General features: G+C 51.4%; 12 protein-coding genes. 7 read left to right on the forward strand and 5 right to left on the reverse strand.

Annotated elements, in window-relative coordinates:
- Nucleotides 1–68: 68 nt before the first annotated feature.
- Nucleotides 69–1745: an NRAMP family divalent metal transporter gene (locus AABA21_RS13895; protein WP_338250912.1), complete on the forward strand. Its 1677-nt coding sequence runs from the start codon at nucleotides 69–71 to the stop codon at nucleotides 1743–1745.
- Between the two features lie 65 nt (nucleotides 1746–1810).
- On the opposite strand, the gene AABA21_RS13900 is transcribed toward AABA21_RS13895, so the two are convergent.
- Entirely contained in the window at nucleotides 1811–2185 is a 375-nt protein-coding gene (locus tag AABA21_RS13900) for a hypothetical protein (protein WP_338250915.1), read from the reverse strand.
- Here AABA21_RS13900 and AABA21_RS13905 point away from each other — a divergent pair.
- Entirely contained in the window at nucleotides 2169–2672 is a 504-nt protein-coding gene (locus AABA21_RS13905) for a restriction endonuclease (RefSeq protein ID WP_338250917.1), read from the forward strand. The two genes, AABA21_RS13900 and AABA21_RS13905, sit on opposite strands and share 17 nt — an antisense overlap.
- Before the next feature lie 259 nt (nucleotides 2673–2931).
- The gene (locus AABA21_RS13910) at nucleotides 2932–3723 is read left to right on the forward strand and encodes an ammonium transporter (RefSeq protein ID WP_338251037.1); all 792 of its coding nucleotides are present in this window, start codon (nucleotides 2932–2934) and stop codon (nucleotides 3721–3723) included.
- Between the two features lie 134 nt (nucleotides 3724–3857).
- Here the strand turns inward: AABA21_RS13910 and AABA21_RS13915 are convergent, their stop codons facing one another.
- On the reverse strand, nucleotides 3858–4013 hold the full coding sequence (locus tag AABA21_RS13915) for a hypothetical protein (protein WP_338250919.1): 156 nt from the start codon (nucleotides 4011–4013) through the stop codon (nucleotides 3858–3860).
- Between the two features lie 460 nt (nucleotides 4014–4473).
- On the opposite strand from AABA21_RS13915, the gene AABA21_RS13920 reads away from it, so the two are divergent.
- Nucleotides 4474–5334, forward strand: a complete 861-nt coding sequence (locus AABA21_RS13920; protein ID WP_338250920.1) for an MBL fold metallo-hydrolase — start codon at nucleotides 4474–4476, stop codon at nucleotides 5332–5334.
- A 309-nt stretch (nucleotides 5335–5643) separates the two neighbouring features.
- Nucleotides 5644–6465 carry an IS6 family transposase gene (locus tag AABA21_RS13925; protein ID WP_338251039.1) on the forward strand — a complete coding sequence of 274 codons (822 nt, stop codon included), beginning with the start codon at nucleotides 5644–5646 and terminating at the stop codon, nucleotides 6463–6465.
- 223 nt (nucleotides 6466–6688) lie between these two features.
- On the opposite strand, the gene AABA21_RS13930 is transcribed toward AABA21_RS13925, so the two are convergent.
- Nucleotides 6689–7258 carry a DUF1326 domain-containing protein gene (locus AABA21_RS13930; protein ID WP_338250922.1) on the reverse strand — a complete coding sequence of 190 codons (570 nt, stop codon included), beginning with the start codon at nucleotides 7256–7258 and terminating at the stop codon, nucleotides 6689–6691.
- Nucleotides 7259–7901: 643 nt separating this feature from the next.
- On the opposite strand from AABA21_RS13930, the gene AABA21_RS13935 reads away from it, so the two are divergent.
- Both AABA21_RS13935 and AABA21_RS13940 read left to right on the forward strand, forming a co-directional pair.
- Nucleotides 7902–8597: an SCO family protein gene (locus AABA21_RS13935; protein WP_338250924.1), complete on the forward strand. Its 696-nt coding sequence runs from the start codon at nucleotides 7902–7904 to the stop codon at nucleotides 8595–8597.
- An 18-nt stretch (nucleotides 8598–8615) separates the two neighbouring features.
- Nucleotides 8616–9881, forward strand: coding sequence for a Vgb family protein (locus AABA21_RS13940; protein ID WP_338250926.1), 1266 nt, complete (start codon nucleotides 8616–8618; stop codon nucleotides 9879–9881).
- Nucleotides 9882–10027: 146 nt separating this feature from the next.
- Here the strand turns inward: AABA21_RS13940 and AABA21_RS13945 are convergent, their stop codons facing one another.
- Together AABA21_RS13945 and AABA21_RS13950 are read right to left on the reverse strand one after the other, a co-directional pair.
- Nucleotides 10028–10867, reverse strand: coding sequence for a CHRD domain-containing protein (locus AABA21_RS13945; RefSeq protein WP_338250928.1), 840 nt, complete (start codon nucleotides 10865–10867; stop codon nucleotides 10028–10030).
- Nucleotides 10868–11220: 353 nt separating this feature from the next.
- Entirely contained in the window at nucleotides 11221–13137 is a 1917-nt protein-coding gene (locus tag AABA21_RS13950) for a copper resistance CopC/CopD family protein (RefSeq protein ID WP_338250929.1), read from the reverse strand.
- Nucleotides 13138–13158 lie beyond the last annotated feature (21 nt).

Genomic DNA, 13158 nt, shown 5'->3' on the forward strand with positions numbered 1-13158 from the left:
GTGTATTATTCTTTATTCTGTGGTTTTGTGTTGCCTGTGGCGAAAAAACATTTTGAGGGAAATATAATATGTCAAAAAGGAAGCATAAGAGTTCTTCGCGCGTTAAGCCGGGGATGCTGGTGAAGACGGAGAATGGGAATCTGGGGGAAGAGGATATTAGTCAGCCTTATGTACATGAGGTGGTGAGGGATGAGCAGGGGAATACCTCAAAACTTATTGTTCGAAAAGGGACCGTGTTTCAAAAGCAACTGGATGTGCCTTTAGATCGTGTGCAAAAAATTGTGCCCGCCAGCAGGCCTGAGGACGGTAATCCCGGTTATGTGATTCTGGATATTGATGAGCGTGAGGCTGAAGCATTGAACATCCGCAGGGTGGAAGAGGTAATGAGCAAGCAGCAACATCGGGATTCGTTACTGACAGAGGTTGAGAAGGATATTCCTACCGCTGATGGTGTCCGGGCAATGGAAGTCAGGCGCCATGAGCATAGCGATCAGGATGATGACCATGATACGCAGTTGCCCTCTTCTCTATGGCTGCGTATCCTGGGTCCAGGTTTTCTGGCGGGTATGGCCGGCAATGACTCATCTGCGGTGGCTTCATATTCTATAGATGGTGCGCAGGCGGGCTTTGGGCACCTCTGGCTGTTGTTGCTTTCCACCCCTTTATATCAAGTGGTACAGTACTCCTGCGCCCGCATAGGGCGTTTGACGCAAAAAGGTCTGGCGGAAGTGTTAAGCGAGCATTATGGCCGTGTCAGTGCTATTGTGGCTTCCCTGACCTTGATCATCGCCAATGTCGCCCTCATTACCGCCGACCTGGTTGCGATTGGTAGTGGCTTTCAACTTTTGACAAATATCAACTGGATCTGGTTTATTGTTCCGATCGCTCTGATCCTCTGGTACTTAACCGTTTTTAGCAATTTTGAGGCGCTTAAAAGAATTTTCATTGTGATGGGCCTGGCATTTATAACCTATATTATTACCGATATTATGGCCCGGCCAGATTGGGGCTCGATTCTTAGCAATACTTTTCTACCACATATCAATTTTACTTTTGCCAGTAGTAGTAGCGCCGTGGCTTTGTTGGGCGCGACTATCTCTCCCTATAACATTTATTGGCAGGTGCATGGGGAGAAGGAAGAGCGCCGACCGGGTAATACCAGGCAGAAATTGTTGCAGGCCTTTGGGGATATCGGTGTTGGTGTCGTGAGTGGAAATCTGGTGGCCTACTGTATCATTATATGTACCGCGACCACATTGTTCACCCATCATAAAAACATTACCACGGCCTCCGATGCAGCGCTGGCCCTGGTCGCAATTATGGGGCCCGTGGCGAAATACCTGTTCGCAGTCGGTTTGATCGGCGCGGGCCTGGTGGCGATCCCTGTGTTGCTGGCCAGCACTTCTTATGCCGTTACCGGTACGTTTGGCTGGCCGTCCGGCCTATCGAAAAAAACCTGGCAGAGCGAGGGCTTCTACCTGATCCTTACCATAGCCCTGCTGCTTAGCATGCTGCTTGCCTTCTGCCATCTGGATCCAATTCAGCTTATTCTGTGGGCGAATATTATCTCTGGTGTGCTGGCGCCCGTGCTGGTTGTGTATCTCTTGCTGGTCGGCAATAATCGCAAGATTATGCACCAGTATGCCTTTGGCTGGATCTCTAATGTGTTTTTGGTATTGACCTTCCTGATTATGGCTGTGGCAGCTGTCATGCTCTTCTATGGACTTTTGACCGGACAGCAGTAAGATAGATATCCTGCCGACAAATGATCCCTATCTGTTTTTTCTGCTTCTGGATTCCAGTCAGCAGGCTAGAAGATGTTGGCGACGCGGCTGATCAGGAACGCGACGATCATAAATGAGATGAGTCCCTCTAACTTCATCAATACTTTGGCTCGGCGACCGAGCGGGGCGGTATCGGTGGGACTGAACGCCGTGGCACCCGTAAAGGCGACAAAGAGGTAATCAAAGAAGTGCGTTTCCCAGGAGGCTCCATTGACCTGTTGGGGAAACAGGAAGTCGTTGGCCTGGTGCGCGTTTTCGTGCCGCTTGCGTGGACCTCCACCATCGATGTTCCAGTACCATACCGAGAAGACGAGTACATTGCTGATCCATAGCAACGTCTCTGAGCGCAGCAGGATAAAGCCACTGTTGAAGGTCGATATTTTGATGATGAGCAGTGCCATTTCCACGATCAGGGCCAGCGTTACAAATCCCATTGCGGCCAGGCAGCAGGTTCTTGAGGAAGAGCGCAAAGAGCGTGAGCGCCTCGCGTACATGGATTCGATCGGGAAACTGCTGGCGCTCTCCCCGCGTGAGTTTGAAGAGGTCATCAGGAGCCTGTTTGTTGGGCTCGGGGTTCTTCAGGACGCGTCGGTTGTTGGAGGATCTGGAGATCGGGGTGCTGATATCATTGGGACAAACCACAGCGGCGAGAAAATCATCATCCAGTGCAAACGCTACGCACCAGGGAGTCGCGTGGGCACTCCGGATATTCAGCGCTTTATCGGGGCGATCCACATTCACAAGGCCGCACGGGGTATTTTTGTTGCGACGTGTTCTTTTTCTGGACCGGCGGAGGCCCTGGCCGAAGAGCATCATGTGGGTCTTGCTGATGGAGAGCGATGTGTTCGGTTATTGCAGAGGCTTTCTGAGCAGCAGCAACAGCACTAGCGAGAGATAGGAGGCATGCTGACTGGTGTTCCCGCTGCTTTCTGTTTCTGTGAGTACGGCAGATTGTTCTGTATGTGTCGTTAGGTGTCCTTGGATCTGTCAGAACTCAGAACACAGTCAGGGAATGGATGAAAGGTTTCCCCACTTTTCCTCTAAAACAGCGCTCATATACTTGTGTTTTCCCCACCAGCTGCTCGTTTTGCAAGAGGCATTCCCCACTTTCTGGGGACATTTCTCGCCGTGTCCTGAGTTCTGACAGATCCCTCATTGGGTCTGGAATCCTGATGGCTGGCTGCACAAGCTTGGCGCTCTTGACTTCGCAGGTGGCATCGTCGTTCATACCAGTGCAGGGTTTGCTGCGCTGGCAGTGGCTATTGCCGTTGGAAAGAGGATCGGCTTCAAGAGGGGAGAAGCGACGGAAGTCAATAACGTTCCCCTCACCGCCTTGGGAGCTGCATTGCTCTGGTTTGGCTGGTTCGGCTTTAACGCGGGAAGCGCATTAAGCGCTTCCCCTCTGGCTGTGGGCGCATTTGTCGTGACGAATACGGCGGCAGCGGCCGCCGGACTTACCTGGCTGGCACTTAGCTGGGTTCAGAACGGTCGACCAAGTGCTCTGGCACTAGTAACAGGGGCAGTGTGTGGCTTGGCTACTATCACACCTGCAAGTGGATTTGTTGGCCCCATATCCAGCATTGCCATCGGCGTACTCGGAGGTCTTGGGACCTATCTGATGGTACTCTTACGCACTAAGTGGATACAGATCGATGACACGCTTGATGTGTGGGCTGCCCACGGCATAGGAGGACTGATAGGCGTGCTACTTACTGGTGTTTTTGCGGAGAAAGTGATCAATAGCGTCGGAGCAAATGGGTTGCTCTTCGGCAATCCAGGGCAACTGCTGGTACAGATTCTTGCAGTGGGAGCAACGGCGGCCTATTCTTTCGTATTCACGTTCCTTCTGCTCAAACTCCTTTCTATTATGGGGTTGGGGGTCACAAGTAAAGAGGGAGCGGTAGGACTCGATACCGTCAGCGCAGAGAAGCCATCTTGATAGGAGTAGGAAACCGAAGGGATGAGCGCATTAAAGGAGGAGGACGACGATTATGAAAAAAGCCAGGACGTATGAGAACGTGGTAAAGCGTTTTGTTGTTGTCCCGGGTTTGAATGATCCCATGAAGTGAAAAGTCAACGCTTCATGATTTCAAACTGCATTGGGCTGAGATAGCCCAGTGTGGAGTGCTTGCGCACTTTTAATTGGAGATAGAGCAGATGATCATAGGAATGAAATGTCTTTAAGGCTGCTGTTCGGCGATGGTAGTTCGTCCATTGCTGGTTCCTCATGATGGTGACCTCTCGCGCGCTTTCCTTCGCTCTGTAGCAGATCATCTTTTTCTTTACAATATTTTACCAGATAAAAGCATCTTCTGTATCGGGATGATATATTTTTATATTTTGTTTGTAATACATATTTTACTTCTAATATTAAAATTGTGCATTGTTTTCTATATATTACTAGAAAATTGCTATTTTTCTATTCGCTTTTGAAACTATTGAGAAAACATGATCGATGCTTTATGGTAGCACTTCCTGCATGGTTCAAAAAGTGTCAGAGAGAGGGGGGTATCCGCTGGCCGAAATCTGATGAGTATCTTTCCCGAGTACGAAAACGTGTTACCCTCTGATATGGAGGCTGGATAGAATCATGCTGTCGTTTGACTCGTATTTTATGCGTCAGCAATGGCGAATTTATGATCTTTTCGACACACGCATATACATTTTATACAGCAGAGGAGTACCAACTATGGCTCAGAGCACGCCAATCGAACTTCCGCCTTCGGGCGCGGTCAACACGGACGCCGGGGAATTATACTTCATAGGGAATGCCACCACCCTCATCACGTACGATGGGTTCACCCTCCTCACCGATCCTGCCTTTATGCACCAGGGAGGCTTCACGCCACTTGGTCATGGCATATATGCTCGGCGCGAGACTGAACCGGCATGCGCACCCCAGAACCTTCCGCCACTCGATCTGATTGTCCTCTCTCACTATCACGGCGATCACTTTGATGATGTGGCAGCCAGTGAGCTCGATAAGCAGATTCCCATTGTCACGACCCAGCACGCGACGGAACAGCTTGCTCCGTTGGGATTTAAGAACCTCCACGCAATTAACACCTGGGAATCGCAACCGATCAAAAAGGGTGACTCCGAACTTCTCGTGACGGCTATGCCTGCCAAGCACGCTCCTGACCCCGTTGTCGACCTCCTGCCTCCAGTGATGGGCAGCATGTTGGAGTTTAGCCGCAAGGGTGAGCATTTGTTTCGCTTGTACATCTCGGGAGATACGCTCATCTTTGATCCTCTTCACGACATTCCAAAGCGCTACCCTGATATCGACCTGGGCCTCTTCCATGTGGGAGGCACGACGCTCCTGGGTGTGCTGGTCACGATGAATGGGGAGCAGGGCGTTCAAGCAGTGAAGATCATCCATCCCCATGAAGCCATCCCGATCCACTTCAACGATTACTCCGTCTTTCTGTCGGGGTTGGACGATTTTAAGGAAGCGGCGAAGAAGGCTTCCCTCACCACGAACATACACTATCTCACACAAGGCGACACCTATCGATTCCGTGTGGGAGTGAAGTCAGGTGGGGATTGATGTTTTCGATACCATGCCCTGATTTTGGATGGTGGCAACTTAGTCTCGTGACCTTCGGACACGCTAGCCAATCATTGCCTGTTTTTCTGCTGACACAAAGACCAGTAGTACGATCAGGGGGTGATCTAGTAAAGGATGATAAATGATCGCATCTTCTCTGACAAGCAAATAGGGAGTAAAACCTGGTTTATCCCGCGGGTTGCGCAACAAGGGGTTCTGTCAGAACTCAAACACCATCTTGGCGATGTGATTACCTTTCTGTTATACTCATCCTCGAAAAAGAGTGTTGAACGAGGAGAGCATGAACTGATGAACTGTCCCCATTGCGCAGCGTCTTCAGCAAAAAAACGAGCGAAGAAGACAGAATTGGGTTATGCAACCTTCTTCTGCCCAGGATGCCGACGGACCTTCAATGAACGGACTGGGACTCCATTTAACTATCTTGAAGTACCTACTGATGTCGTTTTCCTTGTTGTTTTCTGTCGACTACGGTATAAGTTGAGTCTTCGTGATGTGGCTGAGATGTTTTTGGAACGTGGCTTTGTTTTCACACATGAGACCGTTCGAGAGTGGGAAAGACGTTTTGCGCCCTTGATGACCGACCAGTTGCGGACAAAGCGACATGGACGAGGAGGAAGATCCTGGTACGTGGATGAGACCTACATCAAAGTGAATGGAAAATGGTGCTATCTGTATCGAGCTGTTGATGAAGACGGCAATCTTGTGGATTCGCGGTTGAGTGAAAAGCGCAATATGGATGCCGCACAACCGTTCTTCAAGCAAGCCATCGCAGTTGTTGGGCACACCCCGCAGCAGGTCACAACTGATGGGCATCGTTCCTACCCTCGTGCCATCGGCGAAACGATGGGAAATGACGTATTGCACCGGACAAGCGCCTACCTCAACAACCAGATTGAACAAGATCATCGCGGGATCAAACAACGCTATTCTTCGATGCATGGCTTTGGAAACGTTGTATCCGCTGCTCGCTTCTGTCGAGCATTTGATGAGTTACGCCAGTATTTCCGCCTTCACGCAACGACAAAGAACGCCATCTCACTGGCTCAACGGCGCCAGATTTTCCGTGAACGGCTTGTGGCCTTGCATGAACTTATAATGCTTGTTTCATAGCTTTACCACAGTCTTTGAAGAAGCTCTTTTGGATCTCTTGTACATCTATGTGTTCTCAGTTCTGACAGAACCAAAGCAGGCAACACGTTCATTGTTCGCTCGGGCGAGCATGCGAGGATATCATCTTGCCCCGCATCTCGCCCTCCTATACTGTACTTCTTTTCCCTTATTTATCCTATGTAGGTATTACTTGCGAGGATATCTTGCTTCTCTACGTGACGCTTTAGCCTTTGAATGTAAAGGTCTCTCTCAGGGCCATCAATCCCTGGTAGTTCCAGGCTCTGGCCTGTGGGGCCGCCGCGTCATCAGAGGTCCGTACCAGCGATTGCTGATCCGGGTTGAAGACTGCATGTAGTGTGGGTGTTTGAGAATTGGTGCCATCATAGTTGATGCTGGCACGATACACCGCGCGCTGCGTTCGAGGCAGGGGTGCTACTTCAGCTGGGACGCTCTCTAAGTGCTGCTCAAAGCTGTTTAACAGGGCTGTAATCTGTAACGGTGTGGCGTCGGCGTCGACAAGGATTACGTCTTGCCAGCGATCGTTTTGCCCTTCAATGACTGGTTGGGTCAGGCTCAGGATGGTGCGCTGTGACACATCAATGTCTTTGATCATTCCATTTTCGATATAAAACCCAGTCACGCGCCAGAAGGGATAATTTGGCAGGCTACCGTTGAGGCCATCACCGCATTTACAGGGATTACAATCACAAGGATCGCATGAACAGGAATCTCCACGAGCTCCAAAGATGGCTCCTTTAACCAATGTGTGTTGTTGCTGTCTTGTTAGTACCATCGTCGTCCTCCTTTGATAGCAATGCGATACTTATTTTTATGCCTACCAGTATTTAGTATAACATAAGATGTTTGGGTGCTGTTTGTGGAATATGGCAGTTCATTATCGTTAATACTGGTACCATTATATACTGCTTTCAATTTGTTTTTTGGATAAGGATTGATCTATCAAGTGTGCATTAGGAGAAGTACCTATTTTGGGGGTTGTTTTTTAGTGATGAAATGGAGGGGTACGCCGCTTGCTGATCAAAATAACCTCAATCTACTATGCTCCCAAGAGATACAACTTCGCAAAATTGTAGATGGGTTGGCGAGAGTAACGCAGCCTGTTACTACTATCTTACAGAAAAAAGTTAGGGAGAAGGCCGAATAGGCAATACCACTCTGATCTCCTATCCTGTGGTCATATTTGCTAGGGATATGTACCTATGCTCAATCTACAGCGTCCTCCCTATTTTCTGTCTCCTCCCCACTGTATTAAGGGATTTGTATGGTCTGAATGAAAGATGTTAAGGTTCCTGCGCTTGCGCTGTGTCTATGCTTGTTTGGAACAGGAATACTGTGGGCGAAACGCCTGGTGTACATCAGTCTGAAAATGAAGAACACTGTCATATATATAGCTGGCTAGAAAAGGATATCTATTCATGATTCCAACCGTATCGAACGAAGAAGAAGGGGTCACGCAAAAAAGTACGCTGAAAAAAGAGCATCGGTGGAAATGGCTTGTTGCCCTGATGGTAGGCGTGCTCCTGATCCTGGTGGGCGCGAATGTGTTGTTCTACGTTACCAGACTCAGCACAGCGCCAAAGAGTGCTCCCGTTGACCAGTCGTATCAGGGCACGGACATGGGAAAGACGCCGGCACCGGTATTTCAACTTCATGATCAAAATGGCAAGCTAGTTTCATTACAGGCGCTTCGCGGTCGACCCGTTGTCTTAACCTTTCTCTATACAACATGTCCTGGCCCGTGTCCGCTCACCGCCGAAAAGATGTACTCCGCAACGCAACTGCTCGGAGCGCAGGCCGCACAGGTCCACTGGGATGCTGTTAGTGTTAACCCCGCAGTCGACAATGCACATCTGGCGACGGCATTCGTGGCCGCGCATCGCCTGACCGGCTACTTACACTTCCTGCTGGGAACCGAAAAGCAGTTGCGCCCCATCTGGAAAGACTATGCCGTTGGTGTCACGCCTGCCCAGGGCAATGCGGCGATGACGCATTCGGTTGGTATCTACCTTATTGATGCTCAGGGGCGGGAACGCGTGTATCTGGGGAGTAATTTCACACCAGAGATGTTGGCAAAGAATCTGCAGCAGTTGCTGGCGAACAATACAAAGTAGCGTGAGGGAGGATGGTCCATGCATACGGATCAACAAAAGAGGCAACGGGAAGTAGACCCCGACCAGTATGGGAGGGCTCTAGATGATGGTGGGACGTTGCCAAAGTCTTCGCCACTGCCTGTGATTCTTCTCAGCCTCCTTCTCTGTATTGTTGTGGCTGCCGCGGGCCTGTTTATTTTCTGGCCATCAAATGGCGATAATGGAGCCCAGATGAAGGGGACAGATGGGACTGGTGGCGCGTCTGCCACGACTAAGGCCGCCAATGTTGTCACAGGTGGCATCCTGCATGCGGGGAGCGTGGCGGTGAAAACGTATCCCATTTCCCATCCCAATGTCGATTTAATGCCCCCAATTGCCGATAAACAGGGCAACATCTGGTTTGGGGACATGTCGAATAATCGGTTGGTACGCCTGGATACACGTACCGGAAAGATTGCGGACTGGCCTCTCACGCAGAATCAAAATGGTATCATGAATACTGTCCTTGACGAGCAGGGAAACGTCTGGTTTGCTGAGCAGAGTAGTAATTCTATTGGTCGCTTCCAGCCACAACAGCAGCAATTGCAGCGTTTTCAGTTGCCAACCACCCAGGGGCAAAGATTAAGTCCTCAGGATCTCTTTTTTGATGCGAAAGGGATGCTCTGGTTTACGGCGGTGAGTAGCGGCCAACTGGGTCAGCTCGATCCCGCGACCGGAAAAGTCCGCCTCTGGTCATTACCGCAGGTTGATGGAAACCAGCTGTATCCTTATAGTATCACGATTGATTCACAGGGACAGATCTGGCTCGGAATGCTCACCGGAGGGGTGATTGCTCGCTTCGATCCTGCAACCACCCAATTTACCATATCAAAGCTTGCTGATCCTCAAATGGAGGTGTCTGCATTGGCATCTGAGCAGCATGGTCAGATCTGGTTTGCTGAACTACAAACAGGGAAAATCGGGAAGATTGATGTCAAGACTCGGCAGGTGACAGAATATCAGGTCCCCTCAGGAACGCAACAGACTGATACCCCATTGACGTTTTCTGGTATCGCTGTCTCGGCTCAGGGTGAGGTCTGGATTGCTTGCCCGAATGGTCACACCCTCATTCGCTATCTTCCCCAGACCAAGACATTTACCGCTGTAAAACCGTCGATTGCTCAGAGCCAGCCCTATCATCTGACGTTTGATACACACAATCATTTATGGCTCACGTCAAGTGGAGATGCATCATCCAGTTATATTGGGGAAATTGATCCGGCGCAGGTTCATACGATCAACGAAGTACAGAGCCCACTCCAATAGAATGAAACAAGATCTTTATGCCTGGAAACACCACCCGGCATGAAAATGTTCATTTTGAGAGGAGGAACGGGAACCAATAGGTGACCCTCAGCGGTCGCAGAGATGCCAGCAGACGCTGGCATCTTTCTCTCTCGGCGTTAGAACACTTAATCGGGTACGACATTTCCACACAGGATGGGATTATAGCCTGTTTGGGTCGAGAGATCGGTTGAATAGTGGACATTGATATCCCAACCCGTACTTGGAATGGCTGCGACTCCGCTGAAGGTCATTGTTTTGCTGGCATTGCCAGCACTGTCGGACTGCAGCGGGCTCAAGTCATAGAGCACCTGCATAGTGGCCTGACAGTTGCCAGCATGGATATGTGCGGCGTGCTGACTATTTGGGGCCAGCCCACTCACATGTAAGGTGACTGTCAGCGTGCCATTATTCAACTGCAAATGAGCGGTACCAGTCGCATTTTCATTGGCATCAAGGGTTGGCCCCAGCGTTGTATTGACGGTTGTGAGCGCTTGAGGATTCTGAACACTCGCGCAGGCGATGTGCGCATGTTGGTCAGCCGGTTGCATATTGGGGCCATTGTGGACGACGATAGACCAGCCGGTCGCGGGAATTCCACCTGCCACATTGTGTATGACTGTCGTTGTTGTGCCCTGTCCCTTGGCGTCAGCGACGACATTTTGCAGCGCATATAGAATACCCGAAGGGTGATCGCAGCTTCCTTGATGGATATGGGCAGGATGCGTGCTATTGGGGGCGAGCCCCACCAGACTGGTGGTCACAGTGAGTGTCTGATTACTGGCGTTGTAGCTCAACTGGGCAGTTCCGGTAGGGCTGTGGAGAAGCCGGACGGTAGCTGTTGTGCTCGTGGCGGCCGATGCCGTTCTGGATAGTATGCCTGGAGTAATTGTTAGCATCAATATTGCTCCCACTATCATGATCGCCAGGATGGGTTTGCTTGTTCGAGCTGAAGTTTTTGCAAACATAGCAACTCCTTCTTTTTTTCATCGTGACAACAACACTATCAGTCATTATGCCTGCTTGCTTATGGCAAGCGCAATGTCAACCAGGGCGTGTCGATGTGACATGCATTTGTTTCATTATGCTTTGATCCGGCAGCCATGCTATGAAGTGAGTGTGCATGATGCTTCGTGGACAATGTGCTCATTACTTGTGCAGCATATGGCCGATCGGATTTCTCTCTGTAACTAGCGGCTCCCGATAGAGGCCGAGGCGCATCCCGACGGCCAGGCGCGCCTCCTCTGGCTAGACGTCCAGTCATGCTTGCGGCTCATCGATGTGAGCGGGATGAGAGGATCATTGAGAATGAGAGTGCCGCTTAGGGAAGCGAAAAGTCGATGCTGCTGGTCGCATCATTGAATCCTGGCCGAGATACGAGAATGACCATATTCCAATGCCCCGACATGCCTAATGTGGCATCTTCTCCTTGATACTGTCCTGGTTGACCTGCGATTGGGGTGAGATTGAGTTCCTGAGTCCCCATATCCATATCGAGCATGGTGAGGCGTATGCTCACCGCATCAACGTGCGTGAGCGGTGCTCCATTGCTCTGCTTGAGCGCCATTTCAAAGGTGTTTTCCCCGACCTGTCCCGGATTCACAACAAGGCTATACCGAAGATCTGCCATCTTTCCCTGATAGGTTAATGGTGCGCGGCTATCCGTATTCCCGGTTCCGGTTGCGGTTACGGGCGGTGGGGGACTCATACTGGTTAGCACGCCAACAATGAGGAGTAAACACACAGCCAGCGTGGCTTCTAGCGTGATCGACGCTTTGAAGATGCGCTGTAAACGGCGCGTTGTCGCTGCCTCGGTTCCTTCCTGTTGCGCATCGACCTGATCGTGAGTGGGTGTGGATGCATTCGCTGCCTGCATGCGTGGACCGATGCGGAGCAGGTGCAAGGCTCCCGGGACGAGAATGAGCGCGAATAGCACAAGTTTGACGATGAGCGTGCGCCCATAACCGCTCTCCACCAGATTGGCCCATGAGCCTAGCATGAACGATGCCTGAATGGTTCCCGTTATGACGAGGAGGGTCACGCAGAGTATGGCGATCCGTGAGAAGCGCGGCAGGAGCGCCGCCAGCAGGCGTGAGCGCGCGGTTTTTTCAGGCGCTAACAGGCGTAAACCGGCCGGGACGAGGACGACAAAACAGCATACGCCGCCAATCCAGAAACCGGTGCTGACCAGGTGAATGAGATCGAAAGGCAGCAGGAGCCAGGCATCTGCCTGCGCGGCCGCGTGCGCATCGAGCGAGGTGGTCCCCATCATGGCGATACTGAGTATCAGGAGCAGGCTATAGAGGCGCCGGGGTCGTCTGGCATGCCGGAACAGGGCGCGCCAGCACAGCAATGCCGTGCCACCTGCCGGCAGGATGAGCGCCAGGCGCAGCCACCAGATGATGCCAAAGCGGCTCTGGAACAGCACATTCCCCAGGGCTCCATTGCTGATGATGTTCCAGGGGGCACTCTCGCTCGCGAACGCCGCCTGATAGATCCCGAAGGCCAGCGTCAGCGCGAACAGCACGGCGATACTGCCACATATCAGCCGCAAGGCACGGAACTCTATCTGTACATCCGTTTTACCGATCGCTGCGTCGCTGTGGTCGCGTAGAGAGGTAGAGGCCGGACGCCAGACGAGCAGCACGAACGCAACCGTTCCCAGCAGCAGGGCCATGCCAAGGTAATTCAGCCAGCGCAGCCCAACGCTCCAGGCGTTCAAATTATTTTCTCCACCCTGTTCTTGTGCGAGTAAGGCGTCTGTGTTGGCTACGAGAGGACCAGTCCCGACCACAAAACTGAAGGCCCCCTGGACATGATGCCCATCTTCGCTTGATATATTGCTATAGACGACGGTATAGGTAGCGTCTGGCAAGTGGGGACGGAGTGAAATGCGCAGCGTATAGCCATCGCTTGAGGTACGGCTATCATCAAGATCGACGCGCTGCCGAGCCGGGTTATAGACCTTCAGCGTACTAAAGTGCGGATCAATCGTTTCTGTAAACCAGACCTGGACGAACGTCGGGGATTGACCAGCGGGGAGATGTGCGTTTGCTGCCGGATTGCTATGGTCATACTGAGCATGCCATGCCAGTGTGGGACTGGCGAACGCTTTCGGTGATGCCGCTATGCTGGCGCAGACAAGGAGGAGCATCGTCAGTAACACGACCGTGCCTGATCGTCGCAACGCTGAGCCGTGGCGCAGGAAAAACATCGTACGTCCTTTCGCTGCTCCCATCAGCACTTGTTACGCTGATGG

Source organism: Dictyobacter halimunensis (genome assembly GCF_036245075.1).